Source organism: Microcoleus sp. N9_B4 (assembly GCF_036701635.1).
Lineage (GTDB): Bacteria > Cyanobacteriota > Cyanobacteriia > Cyanobacteriales > Microcoleaceae > Microcoleus.
This window is the reverse complement of record NZ_JAUBRC010000055.1, coordinates 16,213-39,864: the sequence shown is the minus strand read 5'-3', so window position 1 is coordinate 39,864 and position 23,652 is coordinate 16,213. Positions and strand designations below refer to the sequence as shown.

At 44.0% G+C, this 23,652-nt stretch carries 16 protein-coding genes and 1 pseudogene; 7 read left to right on the top strand and 10 right to left on the bottom strand.

Going from position 1 to position 23,652, the window contains the following annotated elements:
- Positions 1-290 precede the first annotated feature (290 nt).
- Positions 291-842 carry a CPBP family glutamic-type intramembrane protease gene (locus QUA43_RS26380; protein ID WP_333377921.1) on the top strand — a complete coding sequence of 184 codons (552 nt, stop codon included), beginning with the start codon at positions 291-293 and terminating at the stop codon, positions 840-842.
- Between the two features lie 45 nt (positions 843-887).
- On the top strand, positions 888-2,189 hold the full coding sequence (locus QUA43_RS26375; RefSeq protein WP_333377918.1) for a HEAT repeat domain-containing protein: 1,302 nt from the start codon (positions 888-890) through the stop codon (positions 2,187-2,189).
- 312 nt (positions 2,190-2,501) lie between these two features.
- On the opposite strand, the gene QUA43_RS26370 is transcribed toward QUA43_RS26375, so the two are convergent.
- The gene (locus QUA43_RS26370; RefSeq protein ID WP_333377916.1) at positions 2,502-4,544 is read right to left on the bottom strand and encodes a BamA/TamA family outer membrane protein; all 2,043 of its coding nucleotides are present in this window, start codon (positions 4,542-4,544) and stop codon (positions 2,502-2,504) included.
- 157 nt (positions 4,545-4,701) lie between these two features.
- Positions 4,702-4,902 carry a hypothetical protein gene (locus QUA43_RS26365; RefSeq protein ID WP_006634481.1) on the bottom strand — a complete coding sequence of 67 codons (201 nt, stop codon included), beginning with the start codon at positions 4,900-4,902 and terminating at the stop codon, positions 4,702-4,704.
- Between the two features lie 158 nt (positions 4,903-5,060).
- On the opposite strand from QUA43_RS26365, the gene QUA43_RS26360 reads away from it, so the two are divergent.
- A complete protein-coding gene (locus QUA43_RS26360; protein ID WP_333377913.1) occupies positions 5,061-5,891 on the top strand; it encodes an alpha/beta hydrolase in 831 nt (276 codons plus the stop codon).
- A 191-nt stretch (positions 5,892-6,082) separates the two neighbouring features.
- On the top strand, positions 6,083-7,501 hold the full coding sequence (locus tag QUA43_RS26355) for an ATP-binding protein (RefSeq protein WP_333377910.1): 1,419 nt from the start codon (positions 6,083-6,085) through the stop codon (positions 7,499-7,501).
- A gap of 158 nt (positions 7,502-7,659) precedes the next feature.
- On the opposite strand, the gene QUA43_RS26350 is transcribed toward QUA43_RS26355, so the two are convergent.
- From QUA43_RS26350 to QUA43_RS26335, 4 genes are all read right to left on the bottom strand, one after another.
- Complete coding sequence (locus tag QUA43_RS26350; protein ID WP_333081064.1) at positions 7,660-8,013, bottom strand: slr1659 superfamily regulator; 354 nt, start codon at positions 8,011-8,013, stop codon at positions 7,660-7,662.
- Between the two features lie 66 nt (positions 8,014-8,079).
- Entirely contained in the window at positions 8,080-8,688 is a 609-nt protein-coding gene (locus QUA43_RS26345; protein ID WP_333081065.1) for a DUF6272 family protein, read from the bottom strand.
- Between the two features lie 31 nt (positions 8,689-8,719).
- A complete protein-coding gene (locus QUA43_RS26340; RefSeq protein ID WP_333081066.1) occupies positions 8,720-9,955 on the bottom strand; it encodes an adenylate/guanylate cyclase domain-containing protein in 1,236 nt (411 codons plus the stop codon).
- A 159-nt stretch (positions 9,956-10,114) separates the two neighbouring features.
- A complete protein-coding gene (locus QUA43_RS26335; protein ID WP_333377907.1) occupies positions 10,115-12,256 on the bottom strand; it encodes a SpoIIE family protein phosphatase in 2,142 nt (713 codons plus the stop codon).
- A 175-nt stretch (positions 12,257-12,431) separates the two neighbouring features.
- Here QUA43_RS26335 and QUA43_RS26330 point away from each other — a divergent pair, with 175 nt between their 5' ends.
- A complete protein-coding gene (locus QUA43_RS26330) occupies positions 12,432-12,791 on the top strand; it encodes a VOC family protein (RefSeq protein WP_333377904.1) in 360 nt (119 codons plus the stop codon).
- A gap of 3 nt (positions 12,792-12,794) precedes the next feature.
- Complete coding sequence (locus QUA43_RS26325; protein ID WP_333377902.1) at positions 12,795-14,075, top strand: recombinase family protein; 1,281 nt, start codon at positions 12,795-12,797, stop codon at positions 14,073-14,075.
- Between the two features lie 160 nt (positions 14,076-14,235).
- Here the strand turns inward: QUA43_RS26325 and QUA43_RS26320 are convergent, their stop codons facing one another.
- The 3 genes from QUA43_RS26320 to QUA43_RS26310 all read right to left on the bottom strand — a co-directional run bounded on the left by QUA43_RS26320 (position 14,236) and on the right by QUA43_RS26310 (position 20,970).
- Positions 14,236-15,453: an adenylate/guanylate cyclase domain-containing protein gene (locus QUA43_RS26320; RefSeq protein ID WP_333377923.1), complete on the bottom strand. Its 1,218-nt coding sequence runs from the start codon at positions 15,451-15,453 to the stop codon at positions 14,236-14,238.
- Positions 15,454-15,648: 195 nt separating this feature from the next.
- Positions 15,649-19,311 (bottom strand): GAF domain-containing protein, encoded by a 3,663-nt coding sequence (locus QUA43_RS26315; protein ID WP_333377899.1) that lies wholly within the window; start codon positions 19,309-19,311, stop codon positions 15,649-15,651.
- Between the two features lie 105 nt (positions 19,312-19,416).
- Positions 19,417-20,970 (bottom strand): ATP-binding protein, encoded by a 1,554-nt coding sequence (locus QUA43_RS26310; protein WP_333377897.1) that lies wholly within the window; start codon positions 20,968-20,970, stop codon positions 19,417-19,419.
- Positions 20,971-21,616: 646 nt separating this feature from the next.
- On the opposite strand from QUA43_RS26310, the gene QUA43_RS26305 reads away from it, so the two are divergent.
- Entirely contained in the window at positions 21,617-22,939 is a 1,323-nt protein-coding gene (locus tag QUA43_RS26305) for an AAA-like domain-containing protein (RefSeq protein ID WP_333377895.1), read from the top strand.
- On the opposite strand, the pseudogene QUA43_RS26300 reads toward QUA43_RS26305, so the two are convergent.
- Positions 22,936-23,565: pseudogene (locus QUA43_RS26300) on the bottom strand (Uma2 family endonuclease). The gene QUA43_RS26305 and the pseudogene QUA43_RS26300 sit on opposite strands and share 4 nt — an antisense overlap.
- Between the last annotated feature and the right edge of the window lie 87 nt (positions 23,566-23,652).

Genomic DNA, 23,652 nt, shown 5'->3' with positions numbered 1-23,652 from the left:
CGTAAGATTTAAACTCAAAAACGAGCATTGCTCTACCTCCACTCTTATGCTACCGCAATCAGCACAAAACGGAGTATTGCGTAATGAAAAGTTACAATTAAAGCCGTCCTAGAAGGACGGGGTTTTCAACCCAGTTTTTTGATAAGTAACCACACAAAATTAATTACATAAAGACTCCTTACTAGGCAAGGGTTTCAGTAGAAATATTGTGTAATTAATTCGGAACACCTACTTAAACGGCTCAACTTACTGCTAACATCTGTTTGAAAATTTTAAGGATCAGTTTGATTATGTTAAATTTTAGTGCGATGGCGCTGCTGGGATTCCTGATACGCCGCATCACCCTGGCTTTTTCAACTATTCCCGATTTCACTGATTGGCTGGTTGCAGCTATGCTCGCGCTGGTTTACACTTCGATCGCGCTTCCTATCGGTTTTTGGTCGGGATTTCTGAAAGTTGATGTGCAAACCTCCAGGCCTACAATTGTGGGAGTGCTTCTTGGCTGTTTGTTAAGTCCTGGCATCACCGAGGAAGTATATTTCCGCGTGTTAATGCTGCCACACCCGTTCGAGAATGCTTCTGGGTTAATGCTGTGGTTTTGGGGATGCGCGAGTTTGGCGACCTTTGTAGTTTACCACCCGCTGAACGCGCTGACTTTTTACCCGGTTGGTCGATCGACCTTTATGAATCCAGTATTTTTGCTACTGGCGGCAATTTTGGGAGTTGCGTGCTCCCTCGCCTACCTGCAAAGCGGTTCTATCTGGCCTGCGGTGGCGATTCATTGGCTCGCAGTGACAGCCTGGCTGCTGCTATTGGGCGGTTACAGGAGGCTGTATGGTTAAATGTAAAAAGTCCAGCATCACTATTTTGTCGGGAGGATCTCAGTTGTGGGTATCATAGGAGCGATCTTAGGTTTTTTGGCAGGGGTAGCAGTTGCTTACTGGTTAGTGGAAAAGCGCTTAAAGAAGCAAAAGCAAGAATACTTGCAGCAAACTCGCAGAATTACTGAGGAAATAGAAATAGCTCAGATGTCTCGGGTGCAACAAGCTGTCGAATCTCAGCAAGGAGAACGGGAAAATCAGCTTAGAAAAGCTACTGTCGAACACGAAAATTTACTCAGACAAGTTACTAACCAATACGAAAACCAGCTCAAACAAGTTGCGGCTCAATACGAAAATCAACTCCAACAAGTTCGGGCAGAACGCGACAGTCAGCTCCAAAAAGTTGTCAGCGCACAGGAGCCTGAGCTGCGGCGACAAATCAGCGAGGAATTAGAAGCAGCTAACAATGCTAGGATGCAGCAAAATATCCAATCTTTGCAAGCAGAACACGAACATCATTTACTCAGAGTTGCTGACGAATTGCATCTAAATTATCAAGCTCAGATGGAGCAACATTTGCAAAACTTGCAAAATGAACACGAAATTCGCTTGAGGCAAACTGCTGAGGAATATGAGAACCGCGAGGTTGAGATGCAGTTAAATATGGAGGCTTTGCAAGAGCAATACGAGAGTCAGTTGCAAGCGGCTCACGATCAGTTGAGAGCTCACGAAGCTCAGATGCAAGCTACTATCAGGTCTTTGCAAGAGCAGTACGAGAGTAATGTACAACAACAAGAAGTCCCGGAGCAGCAGTTCAGTCAGTTAAATTCAACAGAATTTTCCGAAGGTTTATCACAAGAAGAAGTTTGGCAGGAACTGTCAAGTGAGTTAAATCAAACAGAAGTTGAAGAAGAGTTAAATTACACAGATTTTTCGGAACCACAACCAATTGACTTACATCAACCCGAAGTCGAACAACAGCTTCCAATTGCCAGACAAGCGCCAAGCTATTCCCTACCGCAGTTGATGGGATGTGTTCAAAGTCAAGACAAAGAAACCCGCAAGTTTGCAGCGTCGGCTTTAGGTAAAATGGCTGCTGCTAATGCTCTGAGATCCGAAGGTCAGCGAGCAATAGAAACCTTGGGAAAATTAGCTCAAGATATTCACCCGGATGTGCGCGAAGCTGCTGTGGAAGCACTAGCAATGATTAAGTCGGAAAAAGTGATTCCGCTGCTACAAAAAGCTTTGCGAGATATAGATAGCGGTGTGGCTAAATCGGCAAGTGCTGCGCTCAATAAGTTTAAGTTTTATCCGCGCACTCCGGTGGCTAAGCCGAAAACTGTTGATGTAAAGAAACCAAAGCGTTAAGCATTTACGAGGATAAATATAGCAATTGTCAATTGCCTACAACACAGTAGGGATACAACATTGTTGTGTCCTTACCGAGGTGCTGTATTTCACTCAATTTCGATTACTACTACAAACTTTGGAGGTTGGGCTGAGGAAAGAAATCAAACTCAATTATTCGATCGACAACTTGCCCAATCAGACGCAGCAATCACCGACACCCCGCCAGCCGAGGCCGATAGGGTTGATGATGCCCTGCCAAAGGCTTTGGCGACAATTGAGTCGCGCAAAATCTGTTTAAGACTGTGGTTTAACTGATCGGTTTCACTATTCTTAAAATCGTTGCTTTGTACCGAGTATAAATTTGATGTCGCCGGAGTCGCTAACAGCCATATCTAAGCGAATTAATCCAAAGGACGATCGCACCCTCACACCCACCCCAACACCCGCCCCAGTCCCCGGTTTGTCCCTGACTACGGCCGGTTTTCCGAGTACACTATCTCCCGTTCCCAAATCCGACGCAAAATCAACAAATATCACGCCGCCAACATCTTGACCCACAGGAAACCGATATTCACCCGAAGCCAAAAAATAACTCCGGCCGCTGCCAATGTCCCCGCCGTCGTAACCCCGCACGGAATTGCGGCCGCCGAGACGAAAAGCTTCCGTTGGTGGCAAATCCCCGATTACCGTGCCCGCTTGCAAGTTAAAAGCCAGCATTTCGGGCAAGGCTTCGGACTCGCTGATGCCGAGCAAAGTTACTGGTACATACTGTATATAATTTGCTAACAGCCTGTTACTCACAATGTTGCCTCGACCCAAAGGTATCGACTGCTCGGTGCTGAGGCTGAGAATCGAGCCACTGGTGGGGTTGAAGGGATTGTCCCGCCGATCGAGCATCGCACCAAAAGAAACAGTGTATAACTCGTCAACACCGCTGCCGCTGAATGTGAGAGGATTGCCGAGTTCGTCGCGGCGGGCGATATTTAAGTTGCGATCGCGCGTACTGATGTTTGTATAATTTAGTCCCAAAGTCGATTGCCAATCGCCCAAAGGTCTGGTAAACCTGAGATTTCCCCCCACCCGAATTTCCCGAACTCGGTTCCCGTTGGGCAAATCAATATCTTTATTGAAAATTTCCGATATTCTGCGATCGCCAAAAGCTCTCACACTGTATCCCAAACGGTCTTCGGCGGCAACGTAAGGGCTGACAAACTGGACATCGTACTGGATACCTCGGAGGCTGGGCTGAAGTTCCACCGCCAGCCGCTGTGGGGTTGTTCCGAAAGTTCGATCGGTATAGGAAAGAGGAACCGCAACGCCAACATCATCACTAAGACTGGCACTCACGCTAAAAGATCGAGCCGATCGCTCTTGAACGTTGTAGATTACATTAACATCCGTGCCAACTTCTTCGATCGAAACCGTAACCTTGTCAAACAACCCCAATTGCTGTAACTGCTGTAAATCCGATCGTACAACTTCCCGGCTGTAGTTATCCCCCGCCTTAAGTTTGAGCTCACCTCGGATAAAATCTTCCGAAATTCTGCCCTCAATTGGATTCCCTTTTTTATCAACAGCTTCGCCTCTGGAATTGACAAAGCGAATTTTCACATCAGCAACGTAAACGCCCTCAGCATTGTCCACTTGACTGATTTGTAGAGTACCGCCTAGCTGTCGGGCGTTGCTGTTTACTGCTTCGGGGATTTCGGCTTGTGCCGCTAGCGTCGCCGGAGTTTTTAACAGAGATGTAAAATCTTTATTGTGGCTGGACTTGAGTGATATCAATTCCGGTTGCACCGTCAGGTGATTGTTGACTGTTGACTGTTGACTGTTGACTGTAGAAGGAGGGGTGGAAAAACTCAATGGTTGAGTGTTAACTGTTGACTCGATTGGATTATTTGGATGCAACCGCAAAGGATATGAGGGCGATTCCCTAGGGGATAGCTGCGCCGCGCGTACTTCTGGAGAAGCTGCGAGCTCATCGGATGCCGACAAATCCCGCACAGTTGGGTTCACCTCATCCGATTGGTGACTATTTAAGACTGGAACCGATAACAAATGTCCCTTGTCATCTAGTCTAGATCCCCCTAAATCCCCCTTAAGAAGGGGGACTTTGAGCATATTTCTTGTCCCCCCCTTATTAAGGGGGGTTAGGGGGGATCTAGACTTCGCTACAAACAAGAGAGACGGTCGGTTTAACGTTAAGTGATCACCAATGACCTCATCCTCCTCCCTCTGCGCCCTCTGCGCCTCTGCGGTTCCCTCTCTAAACTCCGCCTCAGTCGGTGCGGCACTCGGATCGATCGCCCGCGCTGCCAATTCGCCACCAGCCAGCGCCGCCAAAGTCAAAAATGCAATAATCGGAATTCGCATAGACATTAAATTTAAAGCATACCCAACGCATATTACCCAAAACCTGGCCCCCTGCATAATTAGCCGAAAAGAAACCCGGTATTGTTGAGGCTACCGGGTTTCTGGGATGCTGAAATGTGGGCAAGTTCGATCGACCGCGGGCGATCGTAAAATTGGTTTAAATAGCTTGTCGAGAAACTCGTTTCTCAAAATGAGCCTGAGTCTGCTGCAACAGTTGTTCGCGACTATCCTTAGCGGTGGTAATGGTAGGGAGCAAGTTGCGAGCTTGTAAAGTCATGTGAAGCTGTAGGTGTGCTACGTACTCACTGACATCTTCGCGAAGAGAGCAAGCCGGGTACTGTTTTAAAGTAGAGTTCAAAGTGTTCTCCTGCTTTGGGTTTGTAGTATTTTCTAATAATCATAGACAATATCATGGTCTATTTCTAACTGTGTACTCCGTAATGAAGTTTAACGTTTGGACTGCTTTTTTGTTACAATTATTTACAAATATTTCTTACCTATCAGGAGTCGAACCCCATGCAGTCTCAAGCACTTGGAGGACAAACGCACACATTAAGTACATTTGTCAATAGCACCACCCAAACAGCCGCCTACCTCGACATCGGGTGCGGCAGACCCTTATTGATGCTGCACGGTTTCTTAGGAGAAAAGACTTGCTGGCTGCCGTTAATTGAGTTATTGCAATCTCAGTTTCGGTGCATCAGTTTAGATATGTTGGGTTTTGGAGAATCCAGCAAACCAGAAATCCGCTACGACGTAGCTGTAGAAGTTGCTTTTGTGCGGCAAGTTGTAGAACAACTAAATATCGAACCCTGCTGCATCATCGGACATTCTTTTGGCGGTTGGGTAGCATCTGCATATTCCCTCAAATATCCTAATTCTGTGAGGAGTTTAGTGTTAGCAGCACCAGCCGGAATTCGGGACGACAGTTTTTGCGGTCAATACGATGCTTTGCGGCCGCTGCTGTGGGAAACCCCAGCCGTGGATTGGGCCTTGCAGTTGGCAAAACCTTTTGCGAGTTTAGCTGGAAAAAGTGAGAAATTGCAGCAAATTTCCGGGTGGCGCAGGGAGTTAATGTCTCAACCAGTAGCAAGGTCATTTTTAATGAGCCGGATGAGGCCGGAAGACGCAGTTGATACAGTAGAAAAAGAAATTCACAAATTGCAAATTCCTACCTTAGTTATCGCAGCAGATAGCGACGAAACAATTCCTCTATGGCACTGTGAAACCTACGCTAACGAGATACCGGGAGCAGAGTTAGCAATTATTCCCAATGCTGCTCACGGGTTGCCGCAAACTCAAGCTCAAATTATGGCGAAGTTGACTTGTAAATTTTTGAATAGTTAAGAAAAACTGTGCAAGAACCAGAATCATAAAAATTGTGATAAGCCACCAATTGAAAATAATTGTGTTTTAGTATACTACTTTATTAGGAAATACAGAATATATTGTTAGTGTCTTGTACAATTTTTTTTATGGCTCTTAAATCTTGTGTCAGCAGGAGCTACAGACATTTAGTGGAGTCGGGGGTATTACCAATGGCAGCACTGAGCAACTACTTTAATCTGGAAGAAATTACGACAGCCAGAAAAATTAGTGCTGCGGTAATTAACATCAGCGGCCGCCAGCGAATGCTTTCCCAACGAACGGCTTTTTTTTGCATGAGGTTAGTTTGCTCTCAGAATGGGCTAGAAAGAGCCAAACTGCGGGTGAATTTGTTAGAGGCGATCGAGCTTATGCAAAAATCGCACCGCGACTTAATGAATATTGGCAGTAGCATCAACTTAGGCAGTCCCCCTTCAGCCACCCTCAAGGCAATGTATTTGGAGCCGCCACTGTATTTAGACAAACAAGTGCGCGCATATATCGATCGAATAAAAGCATTAGTGCAAGTTCCTGATGCCGAACTCATGCTGGAAAATCCCCATCTCCTGTACATTGTCGAAGCAGCGGGCGGCGACTTGCTAGAAGCTTTCGATGCCGTGGTGAGCCAATACCAGCAAGAAAGCGAAATCGAACAATTTGAAATCGACCTTAAACAGGTTGAACTTTATCAAGAAAGTTGTGCTGCTACCTCGAAAGCGGAAGCTCAAGCCGCCCAGCTCGATCGCGCACTTTGCGAACTCAAACAAACTCAAGCTCAACTCCTCCACAGCGAAAAAATGTCTTCGCTGGGGGCGCTAATGGCTAGTATCGTCCACGAAATTAATAACCCAGTTAGTTTTATTTACGGCAACTTGAGCCATGCCGCAATTTATACTCAAGATTTGTTGCACCTGCTGTGTCTCTATCAAGAATGCTATCCCAATCCCTGTCCCGAAATCACAGCTAAAATCGAAGAGATAGATCTTGATTTTCTAGTTGAAGACTTGCCTAAAGTTATCTCTTCCATGCAAATGGGTTCCAATCGCATTCGCGAAATTGTCAAATCTATGGGCAACTTTTCGCGCACCGATAACAGTAACATGACCATGTGCGATTTGCACGACAGCATTGACAGCACCGTGTTAATTTTGCGAAACCGTCTCAATTCTCAAATAGACCGTCGCGACATTCAAGTAATTAAAAATTATGGAAAATTGCCTCCTGTAGAGTGTTATTCGGGACAGCTAAATCAAGTATTTATGAATCTAATTACCAACGCGATCGATGCTTTGGACGATGCATCACAAAATCAGCCCCATGCTGCGCTAAAAATTTTGATCAGCACAGAATTAGCTGGGCCCGATCGCGTGAGAGTGCGGATTGCTGACACGGGTACCGGAATGACACCACAGATAAAAGAGCGAATGTTCGACCAGTTTTTCACCACCAAGGAAATTGGTAAAGGTACTGGTTTAGGATTGTCTATTGTCTACAAAATCTTAGTAGAAAATCACCGAGGATCGCTCCGGTGCGAGTCTGAACCCTGCAAGGGAACCGAGTTTATCATTGAACTGCCGATCCAGCAAACTTAAGCAATTTACTAATCATCGAAATTTATCTATTTTAACGGTGTGTGGCACGGGCGTCCAGCCTGTGTTAACGGTGTGTGGCACGGGCGTCCAGCCTGTGTTAACGGTGTGTGGCATGGGCGTCCCGCCTGTGTTAACAGTAATTAAAATTTCCACATATCCTACGCTAATTCTAGCTTCAAAGTTGGCAACAGCTTTTCTAAATTTCTGAGAGATTTCTGTTGCCAGGGAACATCATTTGAACCCAATACCAAAAGTTGAATCGTTTTCTTTTTCCGAACGGCAATGACAAACTTCGACAGCATACTGATACCAGAACTGTTAACAAATTCCAAATTTTTTAGGTTCAAGGTAATAGTAGGCGGTTCGGGATTGGCGACCTCATCTAACAATTCGACTATTGGCGCATACTCTGCTGGGCCGCTCAGGCTGAGTTCGCCTTGGAAAGTGACAGTGACTGATTCTGGATCGTACTGAATGCTGTAATCTTCACCTTGAATTTCTTGAATGCCCATTGTGATTTTGTTTCCTGACTAAAATAGTGTGATCGCACAAGAGAGTAAATATTGAAATGCTAGCAACTAGACCCTAATTTGAACTACAGTCGTAACAATTATGGTATCACTATCTGGCCTGCGATCTAATTTCCAACCTATCTTAGCTGAATAGTCATTAATCATCGTCAGCAATCCCAATCCCGATGTGTCACTTTCAGATTCCGCATTATTTTCAAGCTGCTGCAAATAAAGTTCATTGGGATCGGAATCCAGAATTTCTTCAATAAACTCCTTCAACTTATTCGCCCTTTCGGGCTTGACACTATTACTGGCAAAAACTACCGCCATCACCTCTGTTTCACCAATAAAATGTATACCAAATCTGACCTTGTAATTGGTATCATCGTTATTAAATTTTATCGCATTTTCTAACAGTTCGTTAGCGACGTAACTCACAGCTCCCTTGCTTTCTTTTATCCGTTTCTCGCTGCTAGTATCCTCTTCATCCAGCGGTAGAAAGCTAGACAAATAATCTGCTACAAAATGAGCCGAAAGCCTGTTATTGCGCCAGCGCTGTTTGATGGGGCGAGAACTAGGGGTAAATGTAAGTTCTAGGGAGTCGTGTTCAGGAGGAAAATCTTCAATGAATTCTCCAAAGATTTGTGTCATTGTTTTTAAGTTTCCAGATGTCATGCTTGTTTTTCCTCCAATTGATGTATTAATGTCACTTCTGGGTGAATTTCCACACGCCATTCCAGTTAGCAGGAATACTCTTTTCTAACAGCGATTGGATGCGTTTTAGGTAAAGTTGGCTGGGTTTGTCAGCGGGATTTAGCGCCACTATCTGTTCAAAACAAACTATGGCATTAGCAAAATTTCCCTGACAATATTCTTCGAGTCCCTCCTCAAATATAGGCAAAGTTTGAATTTTGAGCGATCGCACTGGTTCTACTTCAACATCTAACACCTCACAAACTGTAATGGCTTCTTGTCTACCTTTGACAATAGCCCGATCCAAAAAACGGATATGATACTTTTCGGGTTGACTCAAACGTTGTACCACATCTCCAGAAATTAATAAAGATACGCCATAATACTTAGTCAAACCTTCCAGACGAGCGGTGAGATTCACATGATCTGACAGCGCATCGGCTTGCATCCGATTCGCGTCTCCAATAATCCCAACCATCGTATCACCCACATGGATACCAATGCCAATCTTGAGCGGTATATCCCCATTTATTTTACGGCTTTGATTGTATTTCTGCAACTGCTCCAACTTCACAATTCCTGCCTGAATAGCATCATCCACGCCATCAGGAAAAACTGCCATGACTCCATCTCCAATATACTTGACAATAAAACCATTGTGCTTACGAATTTCGGGACTAATTTGCTGTAAATAGTTATTGATGAAGTCAAAGTTTTCTTGAGGAGTCATTTGCTCCGCCATCGTGGTAAACGAACGCATATCGGAAAACATAATTGCCATCTCTTTGCTCACGTGATCTCCAAGCTGGAAATCAACAATGCTCTGCTTGCCGAGAAATTGGAGAAATTCATCGGGAACAAAACGTCCGTAAGCCTGCAAAAGTTTCTCTAATTCTTGTTCCCGCGCTTTCACCTTTTGCACCATATGCGAAAATACCTGTGCCAGTTCTCCCAGTGCATCGCTGCGCCCTGCCACATCTGACAATATCTGGGGTTCAAAGCTATTGTTTTTTACAGCAATAGCTGCATCTATAACCTTTTTTACCTGCTCAATGTAAGTCTGCATCTCTCGGTTTTTATGATGGATCTGGTTTTCAAGATCCGTGGAGTGTTCCGTGATAATTTCTACTAAAGTTTCATAGCTATTTTTTTCATCTTCGACTTCCTCAAGTTTTTGCATCAAATCCTGTAGCTGGGTATTGAGCTCTTCTGGAGATTTAGAATGTGGTAAATTTAGTTTTGGTTGCATAATGTATACTCCCGAATCTGGGAGCGCAAAATTGTTTTACTCGCTCGCTGTAAATTATTACAACTTACACGGGCGAAGCGATAAATCCGGTTGCTGGTTCAATGCTTGGCGACTCAATCCAAGCTCGATCGTAAAAACCGGGTTGACGAGCGTCAATCATTAATTATGCACAATATGTCCCTGTTGCTTCAATACTAGCAAAGTAATGTCATCAAATACCTTTTGTTCTCCAATAAATTCTCGCAAATCATCGATTGTGGCTTGCTTGATTTGTTCGGCGCTCAAATGCCAGTTTTGAGAAACCACTTCACAGAGTCTTTCGATACCGTAGAATTTTTTGTGCATATTTCTAGCTTCGGGAATGCCGTCAGTATAAAGCACCACCCCATCCCCCGGCTCTAAGTCTACTATAACATGGCTAATCCAATCGGAAATATCCTCATCTAAGCCGAGCGGAAATCCTAAATTTAGGGTGTCTATCCGCTGGATTTGACCACCTTTCCTGACCACAAGAGTTTCCTCATGTTGACCGCTGATACTAATTGTGCGATCCGCATAGTTGAGCAAAGCTAGTGTCATATTTTTGTCGGAGTTCATGCGCTGGACATTTTTATAAAGAGTGCGGTTGAGGGTATCTAAAAAACGCACCGGGTTGGATTCTTGCATTTCCTGAAGAGTGCGGACAGCAGCTTGAGTCATCACCATCAAAATGCCGCTTTCTAATCCGTGTCCGGTGACATCACCAATGCAAATCGTGACAACCCTGTTAGTACAAAGTACGTCGTAGTAATCACCGCCTACTTCCGAGGCTGGCTCCATAAATCCGGCAATATCTAACTCTGTAATTGCTGCGAGTTCAGCAGGTTTTGGCAGAATCAACTGCTGCATTTGTTTGAGCATATCGAGTTCGGAGCTCATGCGGAGGTTTTCCGCTTTCAGGAGCTGGTTGAGAGCAGCAATTTGTTTCGTGGCTGTGGCGAGTTCAGAGGTGCGTTCTTTGACTTTATCTTCTAGAGTTTCAAAGGATTCTTGCTGTTGTCTCGCCATGCTGTTAAAGGAATTTGTTAAGGTTTCAATTTCCCAAATCCGACTGGAAGCAACGTTCTGGTTGAGAGCACCACCTGCTAGATATTCTGAAGCTTGAGCAATTTGGTTCAGGGGGCGAGTAATCCAGCTAGCGGTGAAAATACCCACTCCAACAGAGACAATTAGAGCCACAATACACAGCCAAATAGTCTGCCGAGTGTTAGCATAAATTTGCGCCATAAAGTCGGCTTCAGGAACGACTACTACAATCAGCCAATTGAGACCGTACTTGTCAGTTAGCGGAGAAACTTGGATAAATTGCCGCTCACCGTTTAGCTTAAAGTCAAGTTGAACAGTTTGATGGATGTCTTCCAAACGCTTGAAGCTATCGAGCAGATAAACCACACTTTGACGCATCAGCAGGTTGCTGCTTTCCTGTGCTTTGATCCGCTTTGTATCTTTGCCGGTTCCCACGGAAAGAGGCTGTTCTTTAACCGAGGTGGCTATTAATTCACCCTGGGGTTCAATGATAAATACTTGACCGGAATTACCCACCCTTAAGGTTTGCAGGAAGTGGCGAATTTGATCTAGTCCCATCTGGCAAGTCAGCACGCCAATTAGTTTCCCTTCGGCATCATAATAGGGTAGACTCGCATTAATTTGCAGCGTACCGTAGCCAAAATTAATATAAACTTCACTCCAAGCTGCCTGTTTCTTCTCAACAACAACTCTGTAAAAAGGGCGCGTGCGAACGTCATAATTGGGCGTGTTTTTGTCGATTGTTGTCGGGTTTCCATTATCGTCAAGGTTGTAATATATCAAGTCGCCACCCCCCGGAATCAGTTGCTGGGCAAGCTGAGGTTGTTCAAGTCCAACCAGCCGATTTACCCAACCCACACGCAGGTACTGACCTTTTTCGTTGGCAATTCCCGCGTGACCGATCGACTTAAATTGCAGAACTTGTTTCCAAAAATAGGGTCGAGCTTGCTCCAAATCGTCAAAGTTCAACACCCCCAAAGGTACAGCATCCTGATTGATCTGATTCACCAGTGGCGGAGCTTCCAGATAGGTTTGAACACGTTCGTAAACTCTCGCACTCACTTCGTGCCGCAACTGACTAACAATATTGTTGACTATCTGCTCTCCGTTTCTGTAAGAGAGATAGCCAACGCAGCCAACAGCAGCCAAAATTTGGAGAACAAAGGGAACTACCAAGACATTGCGGAGACGGAATTTGCCCGATCTGGAGACGATCGCACTTTTTTCTGAAACCATTGTTAAAAACGCTCCCAGCAGGCAGTTTTTTGTTACAAGACTTGATAATGGATATATTAAGAGCGACTAACAATGTTATCATATCAAAAACTAAACCAACATCAAAAAATCTGCGTTCATCAGCGCTCATCTGCCTGCATCAGCGGTTAAACTAAAAAAAGAAATTTCCACAAAAATGCAAATTACTAAATCCCTCCACAGCGCCCTACTCATCTCAAACCTAGAAAAATCGCAACACTTTTACAGCACCGTATTAAAACTGCCAAAAATAGAGCGAGACTTAAAATTTCCCGGAATCTGGTATCAAGTGGGCGACTTCCAGCTCCACCTACTTTTAGCTAAAACAATTATCCCAGATGCGGTAGACAATGCCAAATGGGGACGCAACCGACATCTAGCATTTTCTGTTGCTAACTTAGAAGCAGCTAAACAGCAGTTAATCGCTCACAATTGCCAGTTTCAAATGAGCGCGTCAGGTCGAGCGGCATTATTTACCCAAGATCCCGACGGCAACATCATCGAACTCAGCGAGTAAGTAATGAAAATCATCGCTTATTCTTACACCGAACCGCTACTGGAAGCAGCACCCGCACCGGAAATTTGGGGTCAAGAAGTCGATCGCACCTATCAAGACTTAGGAGGGCGACAACAACTGCAACAACTCCTCAAAGACTGCGAAACAGAACCAGTCAAATACCTGTTAATTCAGCGGTTTGAAGAACTCGGCGACACATTGCAGCAAGTGTGTTCGCACCTCGCCCAACTCGAAAACCTCGGCGTCGAAATCATCGTACAAGCAGAAACAGAACCGCGAAGCCGCAAAAACTTGCTGCAAATCCTCGCAGAAATCCAGCGCAGCCAACACAGCCGGAGTATTCGCAAAGGGCACGCGCGCAACCGCATCAAATCGCGGATTCCACCGGGTAAGGCTCCCTACGGCTACCGGCGGGGCAAAGATTGTTATACGATCGATAAAACCACCGCCCCCACCGTCAAAGATTTTTTTGAACACTTTTTAATTTACGGTTCCTTGCGAGGTTCCGTGCGGTATTTAGCCAAGAAATATAACAAGAAAATCTCTGTAAGCACCGGCCGCCGCTGGCTGACAAATCCCGCCTACCGAGGTGATTTGGAATATCAAAACAGCCAAGTAATTTCTAACACCCACGTCCCGATTATTTCCAGAGAAGAAGCCGCCCAAATAGACAGGTTACTGCGCCGCAACCGCTGCCTTTCTCCTCGCAGCGCTAGCGCCCCACGTTCCCTCGCAGGTTTAGCAATTTGTGCAGAATGCCAATCGCCCATGACAGTTGCCAAAGTCACCTCCTACCGCAAGGAAAAAGAATACCTTTATTTGCGACCGATTAACTGTCCAAAACAGCCTAAATGTAGCGGTCTTTCCTACGATGAAGTATTGCAATTAACCATCGCCGGTATTTGTCGGGATTTACCCGATGCTGTTGCTGGGTTGCAAATGCCGAATATGAATGGAATTAAAGCAGGAATTGTCAGGGCGATCGCATCGAAACAAGAAATCATAGAGCAACTTTCCGCCCTAATTGAAAACGGCATATTAGACACCGAAACGGCAGAGTTTAGAGCCTACAAAATCCGCACCGAAATTGCCGAACTGCAAAGCAAATTAGCGCAACTACCCCCAGTAAATTTGCGAGAAACTGCCCAAACAGTTTCCCTGCCGCAATTTTGGCTCGATTTATCAGAATCAGAACGCAGGTTTTACTTTCGAGAATTTATCGATCGCATTGAAATCGTCCGGGAAAATACCAATTGGAAACTGCAAATTATTTTCATTTTTTAAGGATTAGCTCGACATTCATCCAGAGTTCCTAGGTTAGATGCCCGACTTCTTAAGCTGTTGCGGCATTTAAATTGTCTGTCAAAAAACAATCCAAGTCTTGTGGGGAGTAGGGGTTGGGCGTCCCGCCCGCCCTGAATATGCAATTTAAATGCCCGACTTCTTAAAGAAGTGGGGTATTTGGGTACTCTCTTAGTTCGCTAGGAGTAGACTTCGTTTGACAAGCATCGGTTTCAACCGCTGAATCATCTTTTTTAGCTTTTAGCCAATAGGCGCTCATCTCTCCTTTTCCTTTAATCGCGATCGCACCTCTTTCCTCAAATAAATACCGATCTTTTAACAGTTCGTAAATAGCAGTAGTAACTTGAATATATCCCGGTAAGCCTTGACATTCCATCCGAGAAGCAACATTAACAGTATCTCCCCACAAGTCATAGATAAATTTTTTAGTGCCAATTACGCCAGCAACTACGGGCCCTGTATGAATGCCAATCCTAATTTGAAATGGTTCGCCTCTGTCAGTTTGAAAATCAGCGATCGCTTCCTGCATATCCAAGGCCATATTCGCGATCGCTTCTACATGATCTGCCCTCGGCACAGGCAACCCCCCCGCTACCATATAAGCATCTCCAATTGTTTTAATTTTTTCCAAACCGTGTTTTTCAGTTAGTTGGTCAAACCTTGAAAAAATCTGGTTCAGTACATTTACCAATTCTAGAGGTAACATTCTAGCAGCAATAGACGTAAAATCGACAATATCGGCAAAAAGAACTGTTGCTGAATCAAACCTCTGAGCCGGAGAACCCTCGCCCTTTTTCAAATTTTCAACAATCGCTGCGGGTAAAATATTCAACAATAAATGATCCGACTTTTTTTGAGCAAGCCGTAAAGCTACCTCCACCCCCTGCCGTTCTTTAATTTCGTTTTGCAAACGTTCTACAAGTTCTTTGAATTGCTTCGTTTGCGCTTGAAGTAATTGTTGTTGGCTTTGAATAGTTAACTGATTTGCCACTCGTGCCAATACTTCTTTACCATGAAAAGGTTTAGTAATATAGTCAACTGCTCCCACATCAAAGGCTTTCACCTTATCTAAAACGTCATCTAAGGCGCTTAAGAAAATTACCGGAATTGAACTGGTTTTTGGTGAAGCTTTCAACTTTGCACATACCTCATATCCATTCATTTCTGGCATCATCACGTCCAGCAAAATTAGAGTCGGCGGAAACTCTTGCACTGTAGCGATCGCCCTTTGCCCGTTCAGCGCTTTACGAACCTGATACCCTTGTTCGGTCAATATTGTAGATAAAAGCCGCACATTATCGGGCTTATCATCAACTACTAAAATGTTGGCTTGAATTGTAGGATATTGATTGCTGTCCATGGGAGGGTTCACGGTAATTTTTCAGACTAAAATATCTTAACACTTAATAATTCGCTCTCCATCCAAACGAAACAGTATAAATTCCCATTTTATCTTCTAAACACAGATAATAAAAAGAGGCAATTGGGGGGTAATTTTAGGCCTTGTTCACATAGAATAGGCTCCCCAGTTTAGATTCGTTGGAAAGTGGTATTTTCACCGCGATACAACTGCTGACTGCGCTATCTCTATAATATCGTCAAATAGGAAATCCTGCACCAAAGTAGTTAAATATTGTGCTGCCAAAGCAAACTGGCTCGGCATTTCCTCAATCAACTTGACAATTTTATCGTCGCAACATTCATGAGCAGCATGAGATATCTTTTCTACCCACTCAAGAGGCATTTGACAGAGTTGTGACTCGACAGATTGATTGCTAGTCAGTCCGCTAATTTCGCTCTCATTTTCTAGTGGTGCATCAACAGATTCCTCGTAAATGTAACGCACTCCTAAAAGTTCTTCCATTTTCGCAAATAATATCTTTGCCTCGAAGGGTTTACGCATGAAATCATCGCAGCCTGCTCCTAAAATAGTTTGTCGTTCCTCTTCAAAAGCGCTAGCAGTAAGAGCAACTATTACAGTTTGTTTTCCGAGAGGATGAGCTTTAATTTTTCTGGTGGCTTCATAGCCATCCATGACAGGCATCTGCATATCCATCCAGATCAGGTGCGGTTGCCAATCCTCCCATACAGTAATAGCTTCTTGACCATCTCTAGCCGATCGCACGATGAGGCCCAGTGGTGACAATAATCTGTCTATGACTAGGCAGTTATCGGCGCGATCGTCAACAACCAAAATTCGGTATTCTGGTTGATTCGGTGCTAAAGCAATTACTTTTTTCTGCGGTTTAAGGATTTTAATCTCGCTGGCAGGGGCAAGGCTGATTTGAATATCAAATGCAAACTTACTTCCCAACTCAGGTGTACTGCTGACAGTAATATCTCCTCCCATCATTTGTACAAATTTGCGACTAATTGGTAAACCTAATCCAGTCCCCTGTTGAGACTTTTGACCGGTTTTTGTTTGCTCAAAGGGCTCAAATAACTTATTCATCTCTTCTGGGGCAATGCCAAGGCCAGTATCTTCAATTTCAAACTGAAGGCGTAAAAATAATTCCGACTTTTGTAAAAATACCGGGCGAATAGAATTCGCGTCTACACAATCAAATTCCGCCTGCGCGGACTGATTAGAACCCGCGCACCATCCGGGTTTTGTTTGTATAGCTGCGGTTTCAACCGCCAAGCTTTCTTGTGTGTCAGACTCTGCGGTTTCACCTCTCAAACTTTCTTGTACCTGATTTTTCACTCGCAAAGTAACACTACCCCTCTCTGTAAACTTGATCGCATTTCCTACAAGATTAATCAATATTTGCCGCAATTTACCTTCATCTCCCGTAACAAAGTGTGGTACGCCGTCACCCACTTCCAAATTTAGCTGCAATTTCTTAGATTTAGCTTTTAAGCGAAACATTTCTTCTAAGGTTTTTAGCAAGCGCATTAAATTAAAACTGCTTTCATTAAGCTGACTTCTTCCCGCTTCAATTTTGGACATTTCCAAAATGTCATTAATTAGGGCAAGCAAGTGTTCACCCGCGCGATTAATAATTTCTAGGTGCTGCTGGTGTTGATTGTTGAGAGATGAATCGCGCACCATCACCTGACTAAATCCGAGAATGGCATTCAGGGGAGTCCGCAATTCATGGCTCATAGAAGAAAGGAATTCGCTCTTGGCACGGTTAGCTGAATCAGCAGCTACAACAGCTTTTTGTAATGCTATTTCTGCTAATTTGCGATCGGCAATTTCTGTTTTGGCTTGTTCAAAAAGGGTAGATTGCTTGATGGCAATTGCTAGCTGCACGGAAATTTGCTTGAGAGATTCTATCTCAGAAGAGGTCCAATGCCTTTGACTGCGGCAGTGATGAGCAATGAGTAGACCCCATAGTTTTTCACCTTGCAAAATGGGAACCACGAGGTTAGCTTTAATGTCAAACTGGCTCAGTAAATTAACGTGGCACTCTGAAATACCTGCCGTATAAATATTGTCGATCGCGCGCAGGTGTCCCTGCTCGTAAACAGAGACGTAGCGTTCTCGAAAACAAGGGTCATTAATGTCAATTCCCAAAATCGACATCGTACCGACAGCTACCGACTCGACGGCTATAAATCCACTCCAATCTGGATTAAAGCGGTAAATAACTGTTCTATCAGTTGACAAAAACTGCCGGATTTCTTCCACAGCCATTGTCATTACTTCTTCTAGGTTAAGAGAGGAGCGAATCCGCTCTTGAATAGCATTCACGAGCCGCTCCCTTTTTACTTGTTGCTTCAAGGCTATTTCCGCCTGTTTGCGAGCAGTAACATCTACTCCATAACCAACGCACTCCACAGGTATGCCAGCAGCATCTTTGACCAACTTAACCTCATCGTATATCCAGCGATAACTACCGTCTTTGTGCCGTTCGCGGTATTCATAGGAAATCGCTCCTTTTTCCAATATCTGAGCGAATGAACTATTAACAACCTCTCGATCTTCTGGGTGAACGATGCTATGCCAATCAAGAGAACCATCAACAAATTCTCGCGCTTCGTGGCCGATCATTGAAAAAACGTTCTCGCTTACAAATGTTACGTCATAATTTCCTCCTAACTGGCAGCTAAAAATCACCGCCGGAGTAGTCGCCAGCAAATATTGCAAGCGTTCGGTGACAGAGCGCAAATTTAACTCAGCTTGCTTGCGATCGCGAGCTTCCATTGCTAAAGCTGCGATCTGCGCCACATAGCTAGCGAAGCTTTGTTCGTCGAGCGTCCAATTCCTGGTCGTTCCCTGATGTTCTAAACAAATTACACCCGCAATTTGCCCTTTATGGGTAATAGGAACATCTAGCATCGACGAGATGTTTAAAGGCTTCAAATAAGATTCGCTAAATTCTAGGGTGCGCGGATCGGTTTTGGCATCAACCGCTGCGAGTACCTGTTCTGTATTCAAAGCTTGGAAATAGCTAGGATAGTCAGTAACTTTAAGTTCTGCACCGCCGCTGTGTTGATTGGGAGTTAGTTCGTAAAGATCCGCACAGGACATTGCGGATTTATCTTCCTGATAAAACCAAATACTTGCCCGATCGACATTCAGAGTACGGGTTGCCATTTGTGTAATCTCTCTCAAAGCCTCGCCGATATTTCCCTCGTAGATACTAGAATTTTTGGCTAATTCTAGCAAGCCAGTTTGTTGTTCTGTTAACCTAGTTTCTCGTTCACGCAAAGCCGACTCAGCAGCTATTTTTTCTCTAATTTCTGCTTCTAAATAACCATTAATTTCTGTCAACTGTGCGGTGCGCTCTTGGACTTTAATTTCTAAATCATCATAAGCGTGGCGCAACGCTAGTTCAGCATCTTCACGCACCGCAATCTCGGTCTGCAATTTGCGATTTATGGCCTCTAATTCTTGGGGAGTTTTTAAAGATAAAAACTGTGGCAATAGTGTTACCATCGAGGCGGCGGTGTAGCAGGAAACCAGTGCAGTAATTCCTTTTTCAATCCCCGACAGCCAATAAGCGGAATGCCACAGCGTCCAAATGTCTATCAAGTGACCGGTGCCGCAGAGAATAATAAATGCACCAAATAAACCAAATATTCCTAAAAAAGGAACATCGCGCCGCTTGAAGATAAAATAAATTAGCATCGCCGGAATTGAATAGTAGGCGATCGCGATTAAAAAGTCCCCAGTTACGTGCAGCCACACTAAAGGCGTTTGCCAAAGATAGCAATGACCGTGAGGCATATACTGAGTTGGGGAAAAGATATTTTTGAGTAATTCCCACATAATACTTGTTATTGGCAGATAATATGGATTTGATGATGCCTCAGTTAGGCAAAAAATAAAATAAACCGAAAATTGTAGCTGGATTCAGCATTATTTATTAACGCCTCAACCCAGCTTGTTCATAACAGCTTGCTTCTGCACTAGGGGCCGATCGCCACATTGCGATCGCAACGGAATTTCAATGATAAACTCAGTACCTCTCCCCACCTCGGAAGTGCAGCGCAAATAACCTTCATGGGCTTGAATAATCTGATAAGAAATCGCCAAACCCAGCCCGGTACCAGCACCGATAGGTTTCGTTGTATAAAATGGATCGTAAATTTTAGCGATCGCATCATAATCTATGCCAGTGCCATTATCAGCAATGTGAATCTGCACCCACTTTTCATCCACTAAAAGGGTGCGGATGCGAATTTTTAGCAGTGGGCAATAGGGGTTTTGTAACTGATCACATAAATTATTTTCCCAATAGCCGTTGGTCAAATCTCCCTGCTGTGCCATCTGTTCTAAAGCATCAATAGCATTAGAACAAATATTCATAAATACTTGGTTAAGCTGCCCAGCGTAGCATTCTAATTCTGGCAAGTCTCCATACTCTTTAATCAATTGAATCGGCGGACGGTTTGGTTGTTCTTTTAAACGGTGCTGCAAAATCATTAAAGTGCTATCGAGTCCTTCATGGATATTGACTTTTTTCATCTCGGCTTCGTCTAACCGGGAGAAACTTCGTAAAGATTTCACAATCTCCCTAATCCGCTCTGAGCCAATTTTTATCGAACCAAAAAGTTTTTGCAGGTCTTTTAAAACAAAATCGAGTTCGATGGTTTTAATCTTGTCTGCAATTTCCGGCGCAGGAGTGGGGTAATAAACTTGATAAGCCTGAATCAATGCCAAAATATCTTTAATGTATTCCTCCGCAGGAATCAGATTGCCATAAATGAAATTGACAGGGTTATTGATTTCGTGAGCAACGCCAGCTACCATTTGCCCCAAAGACGACATTTTTTCATTTTGTACGAGTTGAGCTTGGGCGCCTTTAAGTTGTTGCAGAGTGTTCTCTAGCTGCTGAGTTTGTTCAAGCAGTTTAGCTTCAGAGCGTCGCAATGAATTTTCAGCCAAGGAGCGATCGCGATTTTCCTGTAGCAAAAGTTCATTAGTGGATTCTAAAGCCAGCGTCCTCTCCAGAACCCGTTTTTCCAATTCTAGCATTAATTCCGAGAGTGCTTCTTGAGCTTGTTTGCGATCGCCAATCTCATTTTGTAAAGCCAAATTTGCTGCCGCCAATTGATCGGGACTGGGGATAGCCAAGATTTTTGGGATTAGTTCCACCAGCACTGCTGCTGTACATAGCGAAATCAGCGCCGTAATCCCTTTAAGAAAGCCAGATAACCAATAATTAGGATGCCACAGCGTCCATATTTCCATAATATGGGTAATCCCGCAGCAGATAATAAAAGAGCCAAACAGCATGAAAACCCAGTCAAAAGGCACGTCTTGCCGCTTTTTGACAATATAAATCAGCGTGATCGGTATCAAAAAATAAGCGACGGCTATCAAACCATCGGACAAAACGTGTAGCCCCACTAATCCAGGCTTCCACAAGTAGCAATGACCGTGAGGAATAAAATAATTTGAAAACATTTCATGAACCATTTGCATCTAATCAACTCGGTTTTTTGCTAATCTTTTTCAGACGTGATTATAGGAGAAATCTCAACTTGGCCGCCACAAAAATAATAATTAGACTTTGGGACTTAACACTTGTGATGAGTAAATGCAGCGATCGGAAACTACTATTAATTAAATTAACATCGATCGACTCAGCTTTAGTAAAGTCAACTGTCACATTTTTAATTCTGCCTTCACTACCAACTGTGACACCGGCATGACATTTTGGCCAAGGATAAAGAAAAACTGAGCGCAGATTCCTTTCCAGTAAGAGCGCCAGCGCCCATTGAAATTTGGTTGTAGCACTCAGTTATCAGTCCGGCAACGGGGAAATCACCAGATTTAACGGATGTCACGGATTCAACTTAACGAAGAGAACCATTCTCAAAAACTTGTAGAGGTTGGTTCACTCTTGTACCCTTGAAGAGTGCAGACAGGTTAAATACACCCGCCCTGCGAGGGAATTCTTTATGATTGACAGTGATACTCTTCGGGGAGATTTAACCGATTTGACCAATTACCCCATGAAAAATGTCGCGACAGTATCGTGTCGCAATCCAATAGGCGATCGCTCTGAGCTGTACACTCAATCATAAGTGATAATATCAACGATACACTTATATGGTTATTGCCAGTTATGACGATAGATGAGGTACTACAGCTAATTCGTGTGCGATTACAAAAAGATTTATATCCAGTACAAGAAATCATACTCCGCCAAGTTTGGGAAGGAAAGACTTATACAAGTATTGCATCTACCTCTCATTACGGAGAGCATTACCTGAGAAACATCGCCTCATCCTTGTGGCAATCTCTCTCTCAAATCTTGCAGACATCTATTAGCAAATCAAATTTTCGCTCTTGTGTAGAATCACGTTCCCTGACCACAGAGGAACGAGAATTAATTGAAGCATTTACCCGCAGCCAATGCCTCGCAACACCTTTAGAATTTCCCGGCTCTCCCGTGCCCCTCGGTTCGCCATTTTATATCCATCACCCGCTAATTGAAGAACTCGCCTACCGAGAGATTGCCAAACCCGGAGGTGTGCTGCGGATTAAAGCTCCCAGGAAGATGGGAAAAAGTTCCCTTCTGCTAAGGATTTTAGATCGTGCGGGTTCTCTGGACTATCAAACTGTAAGTTTAGATTTTCAGCAAGCCGAGGAATCTGTTTTAGACAACCTCGATAAATTTTTACGGTGGTTTTGTGCCAACATCAGCCGTCACCTAGGATTACCACCTCTATTAGATGATTATTGGGATGAAGACATGGGTAGCAAAGTAAGCTGCACCATCTATTTGCAACAATATGTATTAGCAGAAATAAGTACCCCTCTTGTGTTAGCTTTAAATGAAGTAAATAGAATTTTTGAGTATCCCAAAATTGCCCGAGAATTTTTGCCACTGCTGCGAAGCTGGCATGAAGAAGCAAAGCGGATTGAAACTTTGGGAAAACTGCGGTTAATCGTTCTTCACTCCACAGAAATTTATATTCCTTTAAAGCTCACTGAATCGCCTTTTAATGTCGGTTTGCCACTGCAATTGCCTTATTTTACAGAAGAGCAGATACTTGCTTTAGCGCAGCGTCACGGACTGGATTGGACAGATAGCCCCGATGCCGAGCGACTGATGGCAATGGTGGGGGGACATCCTTATCTGGTGCGGCTAGCTCTTTACCACCTCTGTCAAAACAGTGTAAGGCTAGATCAACTACTACAAGAAGCTCCGACAATAGCGGGAATTTATAAAGATTACTTGCGGAGTTTCTGGGCAACATTGCAAGAGTATCCCGAACTTGCGGTTGCACTTAAACAAGTGGTAAAATCGGAACACGGAGTGGAATTAGATCCGATAGTGGCTTCTAAATTATTTAGTATGGGGCTGATTCATATCGATAACAACCGCTGTACGCTAAGCTGCGAGTTGTACCGCATCTATTTTGGTTCGCACAACTTTATTTAGTTATTGCCCACCTGAAAAATCTGTTCGGCCGTTAAGTTTAAATCGGGGAAAGCAAGCGATCGCACCACATCAGCACCTCTAAACTGATTAACTACATACTCACCATCAACCAATTGGTTTACAGAAATAGTTGGTTGCTTGGGGTTGCCAATATATCTTCTTCCCCCCAACCCCAAATAATCGACAATCCAGTATTCAGGAATTGCCAGTTTTTCATATTATGCCAACTTTATCAAATAGTCATCTTGCCAATTCGTACTCACGATTTCGATAACTAAACGGATAGTTTCACCTCTGGTAATAGTCGAGCGCTTTTTCCACATCGGTTCCGTTTCGATTTGTTGCCAATCTAACACCATCACATCTGGGCTGTAGCCAGATTTATCAGAATCAATAGCCTTAATAATTCCTTGGCGGGGAATGAAATAGGGCAAAGACAAACGTTCAATCTGAACCCCTACTTTGAGGGCTAGGAAACCCCCCACCTGTTCGTGTGTTCCAGTTGCTTGCATTTCGATAACGGCTCCATCATGTAGTTCAAAGCGACCTTGACCATCTGGATACCAGTCCAGAAACTCGTCTAGGGTCATTTGTTTAGACTGGGCAGGTTGTTCTTGAATGAGCATCTTGCTTCTCCTTGTTTGCTGTTAATTTCAATATTAATATAACTTTACAAAATTAGGCTGCATTTTATAATAGACCTCTTGCAAAAA